Origin of the sequence: Halarchaeum sp. P4 (assembly GCF_051195175.1) — an archaeon.
Taxonomy (GTDB): Archaea; Halobacteriota; Halobacteria; order Halobacteriales; family Halobacteriaceae; genus Halarchaeum.
In genome coordinates, this window is record NZ_JBNTKC010000005.1 from 133,710 (window position 1) to 149,586 (window position 15,877).

General features: G+C 62.1%; 15 protein-coding genes. 11 read left to right on the forward strand and 4 right to left on the reverse strand.

From position 1 onward, the window contains the following. The 4 genes from ACQUS8_RS14950 to ACQUS8_RS14965 all read left to right on the forward strand — a co-directional run bounded on the left by ACQUS8_RS14950 (position 1) and on the right by ACQUS8_RS14965 (position 4,122). Positions 1-501 (forward strand): DUF2617 family protein, encoded by a 501-nt coding sequence (locus ACQUS8_RS14950; protein WP_435102540.1) that lies wholly within the window; start codon positions 1-3, stop codon positions 499-501. After that, a complete protein-coding gene (locus tag ACQUS8_RS14955) occupies positions 498-1,442 on the forward strand; it encodes a hypothetical protein (protein ID WP_435102542.1) in 945 nt (314 codons plus the stop codon). Before ACQUS8_RS14950 ends, ACQUS8_RS14955 begins: the two co-directional genes overlap by 4 nt. After that, positions 1,439-3,721: a pentapeptide repeat-containing protein gene (locus tag ACQUS8_RS14960; protein ID WP_435102544.1), complete on the forward strand. Its 2,283-nt coding sequence runs from the start codon at positions 1,439-1,441 to the stop codon at positions 3,719-3,721. The genes ACQUS8_RS14955 and ACQUS8_RS14960 overlap by 4 nt, the downstream gene beginning before the upstream one ends. A 176-nt stretch (positions 3,722-3,897) precedes the next feature. Beyond that, positions 3,898-4,122 carry a hypothetical protein gene (locus tag ACQUS8_RS14965; protein WP_435102546.1) on the forward strand — a complete coding sequence of 75 codons (225 nt, stop codon included), beginning with the start codon at positions 3,898-3,900 and terminating at the stop codon, positions 4,120-4,122. 466 nt (positions 4,123-4,588) lie between these two features. On the opposite strand, the gene ACQUS8_RS14970 is transcribed toward ACQUS8_RS14965, so the two are convergent. Beyond that, the gene (locus tag ACQUS8_RS14970; RefSeq protein ID WP_435102548.1) at positions 4,589-7,171 is read right to left on the reverse strand and encodes a TrlF family AAA-like ATPase; all 2,583 of its coding nucleotides are present in this window, start codon (positions 7,169-7,171) and stop codon (positions 4,589-4,591) included. A 351-nt stretch (positions 7,172-7,522) separates the two neighbouring features. On the opposite strand from ACQUS8_RS14970, the gene ACQUS8_RS14975 reads away from it, so the two are divergent. From ACQUS8_RS14975 to ACQUS8_RS14985, 3 genes are all read left to right on the forward strand, one after another. After that, positions 7,523-7,756, forward strand: coding sequence for a sporulation control protein (locus tag ACQUS8_RS14975; RefSeq protein WP_435102550.1), 234 nt, complete (start codon positions 7,523-7,525; stop codon positions 7,754-7,756). Positions 7,757-7,826: 70 nt separating this feature from the next. Continuing rightward, positions 7,827-9,050, forward strand: a complete 1,224-nt coding sequence (locus tag ACQUS8_RS14980; protein ID WP_435102552.1) for a PQQ-binding-like beta-propeller repeat protein — start codon at positions 7,827-7,829, stop codon at positions 9,048-9,050. 168 nt (positions 9,051-9,218) lie between these two features. Continuing rightward, entirely contained in the window at positions 9,219-10,100 is an 882-nt protein-coding gene (locus ACQUS8_RS14985; protein ID WP_435102554.1) for a metallophosphoesterase, read from the forward strand. Between the two features lie 18 nt (positions 10,101-10,118). Here ACQUS8_RS14985 and ACQUS8_RS14990 read toward each other — a convergent pair whose 3' ends face one another. After that, complete coding sequence (locus tag ACQUS8_RS14990; protein ID WP_435102556.1) at positions 10,119-11,114, reverse strand: aldo/keto reductase; 996 nt, start codon at positions 11,112-11,114, stop codon at positions 10,119-10,121. 242 nt (positions 11,115-11,356) lie between these two features. On the opposite strand from ACQUS8_RS14990, the gene ACQUS8_RS14995 reads away from it, so the two are divergent. The 4 genes from ACQUS8_RS14995 to ACQUS8_RS15010 all read left to right on the forward strand — a co-directional run bounded on the left by ACQUS8_RS14995 (position 11,357) and on the right by ACQUS8_RS15010 (position 13,663). Next, positions 11,357-11,551, forward strand: a complete 195-nt coding sequence (locus ACQUS8_RS14995; protein WP_435102558.1) for a cold-shock protein — start codon at positions 11,357-11,359, stop codon at positions 11,549-11,551. A gap of 419 nt (positions 11,552-11,970) precedes the next feature. Continuing rightward, complete coding sequence (locus ACQUS8_RS15000) at positions 11,971-12,546, forward strand: hypothetical protein (protein WP_435102560.1); 576 nt, start codon at positions 11,971-11,973, stop codon at positions 12,544-12,546. A gap of 43 nt (positions 12,547-12,589) precedes the next feature. Further along, positions 12,590-12,877 carry a DUF6293 family protein gene (locus ACQUS8_RS15005; RefSeq protein WP_435102561.1) on the forward strand — a complete coding sequence of 96 codons (288 nt, stop codon included), beginning with the start codon at positions 12,590-12,592 and terminating at the stop codon, positions 12,875-12,877. A gap of 57 nt (positions 12,878-12,934) precedes the next feature. Beyond that, complete coding sequence (locus ACQUS8_RS15010) at positions 12,935-13,663, forward strand: SDR family NAD(P)-dependent oxidoreductase (RefSeq protein ID WP_435102563.1); 729 nt, start codon at positions 12,935-12,937, stop codon at positions 13,661-13,663. A gap of 15 nt (positions 13,664-13,678) precedes the next feature. Here ACQUS8_RS15010 and ACQUS8_RS15015 read toward each other — a convergent pair whose 3' ends face one another. Next, positions 13,679-15,199: an SLC13 family permease gene (locus ACQUS8_RS15015; RefSeq protein WP_435102565.1), complete on the reverse strand. Its 1,521-nt coding sequence runs from the start codon at positions 15,197-15,199 to the stop codon at positions 13,679-13,681. Further along, complete coding sequence (locus ACQUS8_RS15020) at positions 15,196-15,729, reverse strand: VIT1/CCC1 transporter family protein (protein ID WP_435102567.1); 534 nt, start codon at positions 15,727-15,729, stop codon at positions 15,196-15,198. Before ACQUS8_RS15020 ends, ACQUS8_RS15015 begins: the two co-directional genes overlap by 4 nt. Between the last annotated feature and the right edge of the window lie 148 nt (positions 15,730-15,877).

Sequence of the window (15,877 nt, forward strand, 5' to 3'; positions counted from 1 at the left end):
ATGGGCGACACCACACACACCAAGACGACCACGCTCTACGCGGCCCACCCGGAGTCGGCGCCGTCCCTCGCCGAGATGGACGTGAAAGCACACGCCACCCTCGAGTGCCGTAGCGCACCCGTCGACTTCTACGTGATCGGGTCCTCGCACGCCGTCAGCGCACCCACACTCGGCTTCCACGAACTCTGCTCGTGCGAGCCACTCGCGGGCGAACACGAGACGATCCCGCTCACCACGCGCGTTACGCGCCAGCGGACACTCCCCGATGGTGGCGTGCTCACCGTCGAGACACGCCCGCTCGACGCGTTCGACCCCGACGCCGACTACGACCTCCAGTATCGCTTCGCGCCCCGCGCCCACACCGCCATCCGGGTGGGCGAGCGCGCGTACGAAACCTACCACACCTATCCCGAGCACGACCGAACCGTGTATACCCAGACCGACCTCTCTACACATGCACCATCCCACGATGACCGAGCGCGGACGCCACACGACACATGACGACGTATAGCGGCGACGTGACGCTCACCGGGAGCGCAACGCCACCGATCAGTCTCGCCAACCCCGAGGACGTCTACGTCCACCCGGACAGCATCGCCGGCGACCTCGAACTCCACGACGTCGAGTACGTCTTCACCGCGACCCCCATCAAGGGCGGCGCGAGCGTCGACGACGTCGAGACGAACGTCACGGGCAGCATCGAGGACGGCTACGTCGAACCGGACGGCGTCGACGGCGACCTCCAGATCGTCAACGCCGAGGACGTCTTCATCGGCCACGACGCCGTCGCGGGCGCGTGCGCGGCGCTCGGCCCCGAGCAAGTGTTCGATACGGGCACGACGGAGCCGCCGAGTCGCGACCCCGCGACCTACGACGTCCGCGTCAGCGGCTGGGAGCAGACCCGCACCGTCGAGGACCCGGACGTCGGCGTGCTCGTCGCCGGCAGCCGCGCCGACGTCACCATCACGGACGCGAGCGGGCATCTCGCGCTCTACCTCATCGGCACCGAGCACAGCGTCAGCGTCGACGGCGAGGCGAGCGTCGAACTCCACATCGTCGGCCGGGACACCACCGTCGACCTCGCACCCTACATCGACATCGACCGCGCCGTCGAGACCGGCTTCGACAACGACGTGACCGTCGAGCCGGTGCCCTACGAGGACCTCATCGAGACCACGAAGGACGAGGCCTACGGGCGCATCACGATTGGGCGCGCGAAAGTCACCTATCAGACGCCCGCCCGCGATGAGACGTGGTGTAACGGCTGCGGGAAGGAGGCCGAGACCATCATCCGCCGCCACCAGGAGGACGCCTTCTTCCTCTTCGGCATCCCGCTCAAGACCTTCGCCTCCGGGAGCCGAACCCAGGAGTGCGAGCACTGCGCCGAGCGTATCGACGCCAGCCTGAGCGCCGCGGAACGCGAGGAGATCTTCGGCCGATGACTGACTGCACCTACCAATTCGACCCCGCAGAGACCGCCAGCCACATCACGGGGACGTGGACGTGCCCGCACGACGCCCACCCGGAGAGCGAGCGCTGCATCTTCCACATGGACGACGCCGAGCGCCACGCGTGCGGCGTCACCGACGACGACGTCGTCGAGACGCTCCGCGAGAACCTCGACTCGCGCGACCCACGAAGCAACGAGTACGTCGGCGCCGACCTCCCCGCGCTCACCTTCACCTATCAGCGCGTGCGCGGCGTGACCAACCACCCACTCGACTTCCGGCACGCCGACATCGCGTCCCTCGACCTCACGCACGGCCGCCTCGACCAGAGCATCGACCTCCGTGGCGCCACCGTCGGCCACCTCGCACTCGACGAAGCACGCCTCGACGGCTCCGTCGAGGCGAGCGACGTCACCGTCACCGGCCCCGTGGACGCGACGGAAGCCGTCTTCGGCGACGACACCCGCTTCGCCGACGCGCACTTCGAGGCGCGCGTCACCTGCGACGAGACCGCGTTCGGCGAGGACACCACGTTCGCGAACGCGACGTTCGCGGCGCCCACGACCTTCCGGAACGCAACCGCACGCGGCACCAGCCACGAACTCGACGACCACGTCTCCTTCGCCGGGACGCACTTCGAGGCCGACGTCAACTTCGACCGCGCGACCGTCGAATGTGCCACCTACGCGAACGCCAGGTTCGACGCGGACGCATACTTCGGGCACGTCACCTTCCACGACGACACCGTCTTCGCGGACGCCACGTTCCACGGCCCCGCGTCCTTCGACGAGGCGCGCTTCGAGGCCGACGTCACGTTCAGCGACGCGACCTTCGGCGGCGTCGCGTCCTTCCGCGGCGCCGAGTTCCGCGGCGGCGCACGCACCCTCGAAGACGACGCGGCGTTCGACGGCGCGACGTTCCGCGACGACGCCGACTTCACACAGGCACGCTTCCGGGAGGCGAACTTCGCCGACGCCATCTTCGAGGGGAGCGTCCATCTCGTCCGTGCCGGGTTCGGCGCGCGCGTCGACATGAGCGGCCTCCACGCGGCCGGACCGTTCGAACTCGACGACGCGCGCTTCGACGACGGCTTCGACGCCACCGATGCGCGCTTCGACGGCGAGACGAGCGCCATCGAGACGCAGTTCTACGGCGACGCCGACGTCGCCGACACCGTCTTCGGCGGGCCCGCGACCTTCGACGAAGTCCGCTTCCACGAGGACGTGAGCTTCGAGCGCGCGTCCTTCCGCGACGTCGTCTCCTTCCGCGGCGCGCTCTTCGAAGGCGAAGCGAAATCACTCGACGACAACGCCACCTTCGAAGGCGCCGCCTTCGAGGCGGACGCACGCTTCGCCGACTCGACGTTCACCAACCTCTCGCTCTGGGACGTCACCTTCGGCGGCCAAGCCGACTTCTCGGACGTCGACGTGACCGGCGACCTGCACATCCGAGCACGCGCCACCACCGACGACGTCTACGTCGACTTCTCGGACGCGACGGTACACGGTGGGCACATCGTCGAACCCGCAGACAGCACCCTCCCCTACGACCTCACCGAAGCGACGGTCGGCGACATCACCCTCGAACGCAACGGCGACGGAGACGGCGACCTCCTCGACGCCTTCCGCTTCTGCAAGACCGAATTCGACCGCTTCGACTTCTCCGACCACCACACCTATCTAGAGCGCAACGACTGGACCATCCACGAGTTCGTCGGCGACGACACCACCGCCGACGTCGAGATGACGCCCGCCGTCATCGAGGAGACCTATCGGAGCGCGATGGCGAGCGCCGCCGACGTCGGCGACACCCCCGCGAAACGCGAGTTCGAGTTCAAACGCTACCACTACAACCGACAGAAGAACTTCGACCTGCTGCGCAGCCAGTCCGCACTCGGCTCCGTCGCGCGCATGAAGAAAGCCTCCACCGTCGCGCTCAACTACATGATGCAGATCACCTGCGGCTACGGGAACCGCCTCCCCCGCATCGCCGCACTCACCTTCCTCCTCCCCGCGTTCTTCGGCGTCCTCTACGTCCTCGGCGGTCCCCTCGAAACCGGCGCCGGCGTCGTCTGGACGTCCCCGAGCCCACTCCACACGCTCGGCGACGGCCTCTACTACAGCTATATCTCCTTCTCCACCATCGGCTATGGGGGCATCGGCCCCATCGGCTCGCTCGCGAAACTCCTCGCCGCCAGCCAGGGGATGCTCAACGGCCTCCTCTTCACGCTCCTGACGTTCACGCTCTTCAAACGCGTGCTCGGCGGGAGCTAAGCGGAGGTCGGTCGAGGAGGCCGCTGGCCTATGACGAGTACCCTCCGGCGGACTCTCACCCCCGACAGCTGGTTATCCAGAGGAGACATGGCCGTCGAGTTCCGGCAAAAGGGGTACTAGCTCCAGTATCGATTTCCCGAAAGGAATTTGCGACCAAATGATTGGGCAGGCAGTTGATGAGATTTTATGATGATGGTTTCCTATCGGAAGTCATCATCATTCTCGCAATCGGAGGACTTGCAGGTTTCTTCACCCTCGGCCTGTTCGGGTTCTACCTCCGGTTGGTGATTCCACTAGTTATTGGTGCTAACATGCAGGGATCAGAGACAGAGAAAGGCGAACGAATCGCCGAGCTCGAACAGCAGGTGGAAGCACTCAAAAACGAGACCGAGGAGGGGTAGTTCATCTATAGATGTGTATGCAGACGGTCCAAGTCCACAACAGGAGCAGTCAGGTGGTGCTCCCGAAAGACACACTTCAGCGAGACAGGATTATCGAAGAGGACTTCGAACAGAACTGCGTCATCGACTGCCTCGGACGCGGCCAGTTTCTCGTGACTCGTCGATAACGACCCCCGCGTCGACCTCGCTCCTGATATTCTGCTATATGAGGGCACACATTCCGATCACAGCCTACAAAGATAGCCTGTCAAACTTGGTTGGAATAGAGGCAGAATATCACACCCGCGATTTCTGAGCGGTCATCCGTAGTAATTAACGTCCTCACGTGGCTTTGACAGTCGGGAGTGACTTACTATCATCTCAATATTTAATATGTTCGAGTAAACAACAAGATGTCTTTCTGCCGACAGTTTTCAGGTGAATGTGTCTGTGAACGATCCCCCTCCGAAGCGCCTCCTTACAATTCCTAAACGAGCCGGTGATACATCTCCCTGCGTCTTTTGAAAGCCATCTGGCCACCCTCAAGAATCTCTTGTGCAAGGGCTTTGATTTCATCGTCATCGATAGAACCACAGTTCCGATAGAAACCAGCACGCCCGTTAGATCTCATCACAACGATTTGTTCAGCATCACCGATTATCGGGATGTTCGCATTGTGCGTTGCTGTGATTACTTGGCGATTCTGCTTGATCGAACGAAGGATCTCTACCACATCGGTGAAGATGAACTTGTTGTCGAGCATATCCTCCGGTTGGTCGATAATTAGCGGCACATCACGCTCAATCATAGCGATAGAGAGCAGGGCCGTACATTGCTGCCCGTCGGACATCTCATTGAGTTCTTTCCAGCCTCCGTCATTGAGCTCAATGACAGGACGATCGTGGATCTCAAAGAGCTCTAACTTGGTCAGTTGCTCAACGAGATCGTCGTGGGACACGAAATTCTCCGCAGTTGTCGGGGTAACATCGGCGAGATCGGTCAGCGTTTCAGTATCCTCATTACGAACTATCTCGGCTAATTTCGATGGGTCAATGGCCTCCGCGATTTGCTCTTTATGTTCCGTCCAGATCCCCGATCCTTCCAGAACATGATTTATCCAGTCGATATATTCGCTTCGGTTAGACTGGCTGTGCAGTGATACTCTGACATTCCCTAAGTGTGCATTTAGCTCTTCAATCCCTTCATTTCGAGCATCACTGACCTCTTGTCGAGCCGCTTCGAGCTCTTCTAGGAGATCTGACTTCTCATCCTGAGCAATCTGTAGTTCCTCACGCTTTTCTTCCAATTCTTCGGAGACACCTCTCAGATCCTCCAGCTCGGCCTTTTTATCGAAGAACTCCTCGATATCGACTCCAATTTCCTCTTGGATTTCGTCTGCCAGAGATTCGTGCTCTGCCTCATGCTGCTCGTTCTCCGCATTCCACTCCTCTCGAACACCCTCAATATCCTCACGTCCTTCACTAACTATGTTTTCTAACTCTTCCTCGTGTTCAGCGAGTTTCTCCCGCAGTTCCGAAATCGTCTCGTCTACTGACTTGAGCAGATCTTCGTTCGGGCCGCCGTCTACATCAGTAACCGAGAGCTGGTTAGCGAGAGAGAGCGATGAGACTTCTTCTTCTACCGCTTCGATGTCATCAATAACCTTACTGAGAGCGGCTCGCTCCTGTTCCCACTCTTCTTGCCCCTCAACATAATCGCCTACTCCCTTCTGCTCCATCACCTCGACCTGCTGCTTCAGCGCCTCAAACCGTTCTTCTTCGGCCTTAAGTGATGCAACCTTCTCTCGGAGATCGGCGATTTCACGGTTCTTCATTCTGATCGCTTGCTTTACTGATTCACGTGCCTCGATTTTGTCAGTAATATCGAAGTAGGAGTCAAGTAGGTCCAGCTGGTTGATTTCGTTCCGCGCCAGCTCTATCAACTCCCTCTGGCTGTGGATTTCGATATCGAAGAATTCCGTTCTAAACTGCTCGATTGTTAGGTCTACTTCCTGTGGCTCACCACCTTCAGCAGTCGGTAGCCGTTTGACTTCTGGTTCGTCGTCATATTCCCGCCTGATTCGGTACCGATCACCGTTCGATGCCGTGACTAACAGCTCCACTATTCCGTCAGGTCGAAGAGTATTCTCGATGAGAGCGGTGTAATCCTCTTTGATGTCATCCGAGCGCGGATCTACGTCCAGAGCGTACCGAATGTGCTCAATTACGGTCGATTTCCCCGTCCCTTTTCCTCCAATGAGACAATTAAGATTCTTATTTAATTGGAGATGCCGGTCCTGCAAGAACCCGTTGTGAACGAGTAACCCATCTACACTCGGGTGAGTGGTTGGCTCATCAATTAGAGATATCCTGGATTCTGGATCCGCAAGCGCCGTACGAAGCCCTTCGAAGCAGGGCGAATTCATTTTGATGTAGGTATACCGCTCTCCTATATCTGCTAGCGAATGTGCATCTGAGGATCGAATGTGAGCGAACTCTTCAAACGCGTTAGCAGTCTCCTCTGCAACAATCTCCAATGCAGCGACCTTTTCGCCGTCAAATACCTTCTGCCGGGTCGGAGTATTCCGATCAGTTAACTCGTAATCGGCACCGGCCGCCACATCAATGTGCGCTAGAATCGGAAGACCACCATATTCACGAGTTTTCTCGCAGATCTTCGGAATCGTGTCACCAGCGATCGCCTCTTCCGGATCGTCTCTGATGCCGATGTCATGGAGAAACGTCGGAAGGACATCGGCTTCTTCAGGCGGGAAAACAGCAGTCATGTGTATCTGGTGCTCCCCACTCTGCCCTGTTGTTATCTCAACACCCGGGAGAACTGTAACGCTGGAGTCCTCGGCCACCTCTCGAAGCCTCTCGAAGTACTCCGCAGTGTTGTGGTCCGTCACTGCCACCAGGTCAAGATCTTCTCTCTCGAATGCCGCGACTAAATCATCTGGGTCAGCGTCTGGGTCCGCATAATCGTGTGATTCGGGTGTATGGACGTGGAGATCGGCCTTATAGAAGTCCGCACCACCTGTCGTATCGAATGAAACCATGATTAGTATCATAGTCTCCTGTAGATGTCATGTAACTTTCGGAGATTTGGTGCCGATAAGACTACATACAGACCGATCTACGAAGTTCAAGCTCTAGATTTCGCAGGCAGAATTCTTCTGACCTTCGGGCAAGTCGATTCAGTACGGGATGACTACCATTCTAAGATGGACGCAAGCACCGAGCTATCAACCTTCTCCGAGGATCACGAGCCTGTTTGCCTCTGCATTCACTACCGCCAGTAGTAGCCGAAGAAAGCAACCGCGATGCCGAACAACCCGAAGAACATCACCCACGCTGTCGAGCGGATCGCTGACAACCTCGCGAGCTAGGGTGGCGGGGTGAGGGAGACGAAACTGAGTTCGATGACCGTACCTGGCATTGACACCGCGATATTCGCCCTCGTACAAGCACCTGTTTCGGCGTTCGTCTACTCCGAGGCAGGAAAGTACGACCGACTGCCTCCCGTGCTCACGGGACTCTCGGTATTCACACTCGGAATCTGGCTCGCATTCACATTCGGGGCTGCCCTCGGAGTGGTGACGGTCGAACTGCTCGTCATCGTCATCCACCGCCTCGGAGTATCCGTTTCTGGTTGAGGCGCTGCGCGCTGCACCAGCGCGGTAGCGTCCCCCTATCTCTATACGCGTTCTCCGAGATGTGCGTGGTATGTCCCCGCCCCTCCATCGAACGCGACGTCGGGTGTTGTCGGCGAGCGCCGCGGCCGGTGTCGCTGGACTGGCTGGCTGTACGTCACTGCTCGATCGGTCGTCGGCGACGGTCGCCGGCGAGTGGCCGTCGTTCGGCCATAACGCGCAGAATACGGGCTACGTGCGCGACGAAACCGCGCCGCCGGATACGCTCGTTCGGCTGTGGACGTCCGAGACCGCGTTCCGAAACGTCGGCCCGGCGGCGATTGCCACGGAGACGGTGTTTCACGTCATCGGCCATCGGCTCTACGCCCTCGACCGGCTCGATGGGACGATTCGGTGGAAGACGACCGTCGGAACGTGGGGGTCCGAAGCACCCATCCTGGTCGACAACACGCTATACGTCGGGTGGAGCGGCGGCGTCCGCGCGCTTAACGCCGCGACGGGCGAGCGCGTCTGGACGGTCGACATCGACGGTGGCGTCTGGGGGGCGCCAGCCTACGCGGACGGCACGGTCATCGTCGGCAGTAACGCGGGTCGTGGCGCCGGCAGCATCATCGGGATGCGGGACGGGAGCGAGGACTGGCGGTACGAGGTCGAGGTCGGGACGCTCTCGGGGGCGACAGCCGTCAACGGCACGGCCTACGTCGGCACGATGGCGGACGTCGGCAGGAGTGCGGAGGCCGACGACGACACGCAGTCCGTGTTCGCCGTCTCGACCGCCGATGGCTCGGAGGAGTGGACGTTCACCGGTGTCAGCGGCGACGTGAGCGTTCCCGCGGTCACGGACGGCCGGGTTTACGTGTCCTGTGCCGACGACCACCTCTACGCGATCGATGCCGCGAACGGCGAGCAGGTGTGGGCGAGTGAACTCCCGGTCGCGGCGACGAGCGCGCCGGCCGTCGTCAACGGCGTCGTCTACGTCGGCAGTACTGACGGCCACGTCTACGCGCTGGACGCGGCGTCCGGGAAGCCCACGTACCGCGTCGACGTCGGCGGCCCGATTCGGGACGGTCTCGCAGTCGTCGACAAAGTCGACGAGGACGCCCAATACGAGGGGTGGCGACAGCGACTCGTCTACGCCGGGACGACCGACGGGCGAGTCGCCGTCGTCAAAACCGGCACGCAGGACGTCGTCTCGACCGTGCGTCTCGGCGCGCCAATCTCGGGGCCGCCGTTCGTTCGCGACCGTCTCGTCCACGTCGCCACGAACGACGGGAACGTCCACGTCCTCGGCAACTAGGGCCGAAGTGTGCAGTGGCGCGACGACAGCACGCCCCGCTCACGTGTGGACTCTCGAACGAACGCGACGACGGCGTGAGTCCACGTTCTCAGTCGCGGAGGACGCGTTCGCTCACTCGACTGGTGGTCCAGCGATAGGACTATCGGGCGACACGAGCAGAAGGCGCACATGGACGAGACGCGAGCGACAGTCGATGCGTTCGACGGCGAGCCGACAGTCGATGCGTTCGACGGCGAGCCGACAGTCGTCCAAATTAGCGATATTCATGGCTACCTCGCGGACGCGCGGAGTGCACTGCGCGCAGTCGGGGAGACCGACCGCTTCGACCCGGTCGTGACGGCGGACGACGACGGGACGCTCCACTGGGCGGACAACGACTACGTCCTCGTCGTGAACGGCGACCTCATCGACCGCGGGCCCGCGAACGACGCGTGTCTCGACCTCGTCTGGCGACTCCACCGGGAAGCGCCCGCGGGCCGCGTGCGCTACCACATCGGCAACCACGAACTCGCGATTCTCCTCCCAGCGCTCGTCGGCTGGCGCTCGGAATACTCGGTGAGCCTCACACCCGAGGAGCACCGTGCGTTCCTCGAACGCGTCGCGAACGGCGACGTCACCGCCGCCTTCGAGGGCTACAACTACACGTACAGTCACGCGGGACGGAACGAAGCGTTCCAGGTCGCCGACGTGAACGAGCGCGTGCGCGACGCCGCGCGCGACCTCCTCGAAACCGATAGTGAGCACGTGCAACGCCGCCTCCACGACCGCCACGCGGACGTCTTCGGCATCGGCGACAGTCACGGCGGCCGCGGGCCGGACGCCGGCCTCTGCTGGATGGACTTCGAGTACCTCGACGCCAATGCGCCCCCGCAGGTCGTCGGGCACACGAAACAGTTCGAAGCCACACGCAAGGGGAACGTCGTCTGCGGGAACGTCATCCGAATGAACCATCGCTCACCCGGCGGCGAGGGCGTCCTCGTCGAGACGAGCGACGACCTCACGGCCGTCCGTCGCACCTCCAGCGGCGGCGTCACGACGACGTCCGTCTAAGCGGACGCGAGGACGAGGTTACCAGCGGTGGTGGACGTAGTCCTTCACGTGCGCCTCGTAGATGTCGCGGACGGCGCCGTGCGTCTCGTGACTGAGCGACTCGAGGTCGGCGGCCGCGACGTTCTGCCGAACGTGGTCCGCGGAGGTGCTGCCGGGGATAACGGTGGTGACGGCGTCGTGGTCAAGCACCCAGCGGAGGGTGAATTGTGCCATCGTCGCGTCCTCGGGGACGAGGCGACGCATGTCCTCGACGGCGGCGAGGCCGTCCTCGAAGGGGACGCCCGCGAACGTCTCGCCGCCCTTCCGGCCGACGCCCGCCTCGACGCCGTTCTCCGCGGCGGCACGGCGGTGGTCGCCCTCCGCGAGGTCGTCGACGCTCTCGAAGGCGTCCGCGAGCAGGCCGGAGGCAAGCGGGACGCGCACGATGATGCCGACGTCGTTGTTCGCCGCGCGCTCGAAGAACCGCTCGGCGGGCCGCTGGCGGAGCGGGTTGAAGATGATCTGGACGGACTCGACGACGTCGTACTCGATGGCCTTCGCGGCCTCCTCGACTTTCTCGACGCTGACGCCCGCGTGCGCAATCTCGCCCTCCGCTTTGAGGTCCTCGAGCACGCGGAACGTCCCAGGCTCGTAGAAGGCATCAGTCGTCGGGCAGTGCAGTTGGACGAGATCGAGCGTGTCGACGCCGAGGCGCTCCTGCGAGCCCGCGACGGACTCCCGGAGCCCCTGCTCGGAGTGGTGTTCGTCCGCGTCCGGCGCCGCTTTCGTCGCGACGAAGACGCGCTCGTCGTCCACGCTCCGGTCCGCGAGGACGTCACTGATCAGGCGCTCGGCGCGCCCGTCGCCATACACTTCCGCGGTGTCGATGAAGTTCGACCCCTCCTCGAGCGCCGCCTCGATGGCGGCCGTCGCCTCCGCGTCGGTCACCTCACCCCACGACGGGCCGACGTTCCACGTGCCGAGCCCAACCGTCGTCAAGTCCATGCCCGTGCTGCCGAGTGTGCGTCGCTCCATACCCGTGTGGTCTCGGAAGCGTCCGGATAAGTGTACGCGAAGGGGCAGACTGCTTCACCGAAGGCCGTACTCGAGGACCGGTCGGAAGTCGCCGGCGAGGGAACCCCGAGTGACGGAGAGCACGAAGAGCAACCGCCCGTTGATCCGATATCGGCGCGGCATCGACGGCGACCGATGGAGGGAGTCGTGGTACCGCGAGTCGCGGAAGGGTTATCCCTGCACTCGGCGTACAATTGTTTGCAATGGCAAACGGAAACGTTGATTTCTTCAACGACACTGGCGGCTACGGTTTCATTTCGACTGAGGACGCGGACGAGGACGTTTTCTTCCACATGGAGGACGTTGGCGGCCCCGATCTCGAAGAAGGACAGGACGTGGAGTTCGACATCGAGGACGCCCCCAAGGGCCCGCGCGCGACCAACGTCGTCCGCAACTAACCCCGAGTTCTACCCGTCGCCGTCAGGCGACACCTGAATACCTCGGTTTTCCTGAATACTACACCCGAGTAGCAGACGCTCTCGGACGGATTACGCGTGTTCCCAGCACCACGAGCAAACGGTGACAGCGCGGTGGCGCCGCCGAGCGATCAGTCGTCTCCCGGCATCGCGAGCGACGCAGTCGTCGTCGCGTCCGTCTCGACGCGCGTGATGCGGCCCTCGACGTCGCGCAGGTCTCCCGCATCGCCGACGCCGCCTCCACGACCGCGGAACGCCTACTCGTCGTCGCGCTCTGCGCGTGGGGGCTCCGCCCGAGCGAGGTCGCTGCACTCCGCCTCCCGAACATCAACCTCGACCCCGCCGACGACGACGTCCCACGCCTTGAGTTCGAGGAGCGCAAGAACGGCCCGGGGAGGGTGATGATCCTCTACGGCGAGGACATCCTCCAGGCACGCATCGACGACCTCGCCGAGGACGACGAGTGGACGGGCTGGCTCTTCCCGTCCTCACAGTCTGCAAGCGGCCACGTTATCAGCGAAACCATCAGCAGCCGCTTCAAGCGACTCGCCGACGACGCCGGTCTCACCGTCGCCGGGTCGACACCTACAGCGAAGATGGGCCGCCGCTTCTGGTACTCGACGTACTCCGACGCCCGCGACGCCGTCATCGACGACTTGGAGGACGTCGTCAAAGAGCAGGGTGCCGAGAGCCCCGAGGTCGTCTACTGGAACTACCTCTCCGACGCCCAACGTCGGAACCTTCGCCGCGAGCAGATGAATGACCGACTCGCAGACGCCTTCGACGGAGTTGTCGTATCGGATGAGTGGATCGCCGTCGCCGGGATGGAAGTATTGGAAACTGTATCGATAGCCTGGCGGGTGATCGCTGCTTTCGATAACCAAGACGTCGCATCGGGTTCCTTGGGGTCTTCCACCCACTCATCGTCAAGGAGTACATCACCATCACCATTCAGACACCTCAGGTATATGGTATGAGGTTATACCTTACCCACTTTTTCTGTGGGGAGCAATGCGGTTGATGGCGTCACAGGGTTTCTTCCGTGATATCACCAAGACGGTGTTGCACCCGGCCCTGGACGCCCTGAGCCTCCTGGTCAGAGAGATCGACCGAAGTATCCACGTTGATGCCGGGGATGTCGATGTGCTTGGGTTCGCAAACGCCGTCGAGCCACTCGTCGCGGATAGCTATCTCGCGATCGAGAGCGTCGGCCGACGAAAGCAAGTCTCACTCACCGAGACTGGCGAGGCTCAGCACCGCGGGCGGCTACCTCGGTGCGTACCTTCGCTGCGAGTATCAGGACTCTAAATGAAGCCCTCACCAGCGAGTATTTCATGTTGTCCGATGAATTGATGAGTGTACAACATGATTGGCGACAAAGTTGCGATTATCACCGGTGGCTCGACAGGAATCGGGAAAGCGATCGCCGAGAAGTACATTGAGTACGGCGCGAGCGTCGTGATCGCCGGCCGGTCCGAGAAAACAGGCCAGGAGACGGCCGAGAAACTCGGCTGTCAATTCATCCAGTGTGACGTCTCGGAGTACGACCAAGTCGAGCGCCTCGTCGACAGGACGGTCGAGGAACACGGTCAGCTTGACGTGATGGTGAACAACGCTGGGATTGGGAGCGCCGGGAACGTTGAGGAGATGTCGATCGATGACTGGCATAACGTTATTCAGGTCAACCTCACGGGCGTCATGTACGGCTCCCGTGCAGCCATCCCGTATCTCAAGGAGAGCGACGGCTGCATCATCAACGTCGCGTCCATCTTCGGACTCGTCGGTGGGCCCGGCGCACCGGCGTACTCTGCGTCGAAAGGTGGTGTCGTGAACTTCACTCGCGAACTCGCCGTCGACTACGCCAGCGAGGGCGTCCGCGTCAACAGTATCTGTCCAGGATTCGTCGAGACGCCGATGACCGACGACTACCTTGATCAGGAGCAGTTCTACGAGTTCGTGCGCGGTCAGACGCCGATGGGTCGGGTCGCCGAACCCGAGGAGATCAGCGGCATCGCGATGTTCCTCGCGTCCGACGAAGCATCCTACATTACGGGTGCGAACATCCCCGTTGACGGCGGCTGGACCGCACACTAACCAGACCGCCAACGATCAGAACACGAGCGGCCAAACCAATCGGAACGCTCCAAGCATGATGGCAGTCGAGACTAGGACCATCAGCAGGTCGAGCCTGATGCCCGCCTGCAGCATGTGTTCCCGGCTGACGTTCCCGGTCCCGAATGCGATGGCGTTCGGAGGTGTCGCGACCGGGAGGGCGAACCCGAAGCTGGCGGCGACGGCACCAGTAACTGCAAGGAAGACCGCGGCCGCCTCGGGCGTCGAACCCAGCGCGTCGGCGTAGCGCGGCCCAATCGTGATGAGGATCGGTGCGAAGATCGCGACGACTGCCGTGTTCGACGCCAGTTCACTCAAGAGTATGGTCGTCGCGACCACCGCAAGCACCACGATCAGGATCGACATCCCGACGAGGGACCCGAACGTCACGTCGGCGAGCCACTGTGTTGCGTCGGTCGCCGCCAGCCCGTCTGCGAGCGCAAGTCCACCGCCGAGGAGGATGAGCGTTCCCCAGTCGATTTCCATGACGTCGTCCCACTCAATACACCCACCGGCGAGAAGCGTTGGGACGGCCGCGAGCCCTACGAGGACGTAGAACAGCACGCCCTGATGTGGAACCCCAACGATACTTCCCGCGCCCCCGAACAGCGTGTCGTACCACACGGGCGGCAGTACACCTTCGAAAAGGAAGTCGAGGCCGCCGAGGATCCACAGTCCCGCGGTGAGTGCGGTGATGGCGAGCGTTCGGCGGCCTGCCGAGTCCAACGCCCCCATCTCCGCAAGTGCGCGGGAAGCGTGCTGACGCGCGTGCGTGACGTCCGTGACCTCCGGCGGGAAGAGCTTGATGAGAAGGTACCAGGCGATCGGGAGGCTCACGGCCACGAGCGGGAGGCCGATCACGAGCCAGTCGAGAAACCCGATCTGATACCCGAGATGGGCTTCGAGCTGTGAGACCACGATCGCGTTCGCCGGCGTGCCGATCAGCGTTCCGACGCCGCCGAGGCTGGCCGCGTACGCGGTTCCCAGCAGGAGCGAGACCTCTAGGTTCGATACCGAGCTATCCGTCTTCTCCGGGTGTTCACCGATCTCGCGGGCAACGCCGAGTGCGATCGGAATCATCATTGCGGTCGTCGCGGAGTTCGAAACCACCATCGAGAGGACCGCAGTCGCGGTCATGATCGCGAGTACAAGCCGTCGCGGCGACGTCCCGAGACGAGCAATGAGATAGTATGCAATCCGTCGGTCGATCCCGTGCTTCTGGAGGGCTTCTGCGAGCACGAATCCAGCCAAGAGCAAGAAGATGATCGGATCCGCGAATCCCTGGAGCGCGCTGGCTATCGTCGGGAATACGCCAAACACCGTTAGCAAAATGGGGACGCAGAGAGCGGTCGCCGGGAGCGGAAGCCCCTCTGTAACCCACAGAACTGCCGCGAATACCATCGTCGCGAGCGCAAACGCACCCGCCGTTGAGAGCCCTGGAGTCGGGATTAGAAGGACGAGGACCATGGCAGCGACTGAGACAGCGAGGTAACGGATCGACCGGGACGACATACTCATGCGACCCCACTCAAGAACGCCCCGGCGCTGTACGCGACGCCAGCTGCCAGCATCCCGATTGCGAGCATCTCGCTGCCGCTTCGAAGCCAGCCGTGGCGCGTGACGAAAGTCCGACTCGCACCGACGACGAAGAAGGCGATTGCTGTCGCAAGGATGGAAAATTCGAAGACCGGTTGTACCGATAGAAGGTACGGGAATAATGGAGTCCAGCCGGTGACGACAAATGCGAGGAACGTGACCACGGCCGTCTTCGATGGGGGCTTCGCATCTATTTCGGTCTCCTCGCCCACCGCCTCCTGATACGCGAGGTCGGAGCGGCGACTCAGGTAATTGCTCATCCCCATCGAGAACCCGTCGGCGAGGAGATTCGCGACGCCGAGGATAACGACGATGCCGGGATCAAGGGCCGCGCCGGCGACGCCGGCCACGACTGCAAACGTCGTAACGATGCCGTCGTTCGCCCCATAGATGACTTCGGCCAAGTAGGCTCCAGAGGACCTTATCTCGCGGTCAAGCGCCCGAGTGAGCATATTATCACGAAGTATGACAGGGTGAAAGTGGTTGCGGGGCACGCAGAAGAACGGGCGTGGTGATGTGTCGGACGCCAAGGCCGTCGATGCTGTACGAGAATCCCGCCGTTTACGGCGGGAGTGAATCCGACAACCTCCCCACAAACCA

Excerpts from the sequence above, each read along its gene's own strand:
- ACQUS8_RS15010 (WP_435102563.1), top strand. The coding sequence starts at position 12,935 with ATGATTGGCGACAAAGTTGCGATTATCACCGGTGGCTCGACAGGAATC.
- ACQUS8_RS14980 (WP_435102552.1), top strand. The coding sequence starts at position 7,827 with ATGTCCCCGCCCCTCCATCGAACGCGACGTCGGGTGTTGTCGGCGAGC.
- ACQUS8_RS14960 (WP_435102544.1), top strand. The coding sequence starts at position 1,439 with ATGACTGACTGCACCTACCAATTCGACCCCGCAGAGACCGCCAGCCAC.
- ACQUS8_RS14970 (WP_435102548.1), bottom strand. The coding sequence starts at position 7,171 with ATGATACTAATCATGGTTTCATTCGATACGACAGGTGGTGCGGACTTC.
- ACQUS8_RS14990 (WP_435102556.1), bottom strand. The coding sequence starts at position 11,114 with ATGGAGCGACGCACACTCGGCAGCACGGGCATGGACTTGACGACGGTT.
- ACQUS8_RS14955 (WP_435102542.1), top strand. The coding sequence starts at position 498 with ATGACGACGTATAGCGGCGACGTGACGCTCACCGGGAGCGCAACGCCA.
- ACQUS8_RS15020 (WP_435102567.1), bottom strand. The coding sequence starts at position 15,729 with ATGCTCACTCGGGCGCTTGACCGCGAGATAAGGTCCTCTGGAGCCTAC.
- ACQUS8_RS15000 (WP_435102560.1), top strand. The coding sequence starts at position 11,971 with ATGATCCTCTACGGCGAGGACATCCTCCAGGCACGCATCGACGACCTC.
- ACQUS8_RS15005 (WP_435102561.1), top strand. The coding sequence starts at position 12,590 with ATGGCGTCACAGGGTTTCTTCCGTGATATCACCAAGACGGTGTTGCAC.
- ACQUS8_RS14985 (WP_435102554.1), top strand. The coding sequence starts at position 9,219 with ATGGACGAGACGCGAGCGACAGTCGATGCGTTCGACGGCGAGCCGACA.
- ACQUS8_RS14965 (WP_435102546.1), top strand. The coding sequence starts at position 3,898 with ATGAGATTTTATGATGATGGTTTCCTATCGGAAGTCATCATCATTCTC.
- ACQUS8_RS14995 (WP_435102558.1), top strand. The coding sequence starts at position 11,357 with ATGGCAAACGGAAACGTTGATTTCTTCAACGACACTGGCGGCTACGGT.
- ACQUS8_RS14975 (WP_435102550.1), top strand. The coding sequence starts at position 7,523 with ATGACCGTACCTGGCATTGACACCGCGATATTCGCCCTCGTACAAGCA.
- ACQUS8_RS14950 (WP_435102540.1), top strand. The coding sequence starts at position 1 with ATGGGCGACACCACACACACCAAGACGACCACGCTCTACGCGGCCCAC.
- ACQUS8_RS15015 (WP_435102565.1), bottom strand. The coding sequence starts at position 15,199 with ATGAGTATGTCGTCCCGGTCGATCCGTTACCTCGCTGTCTCAGTCGCT.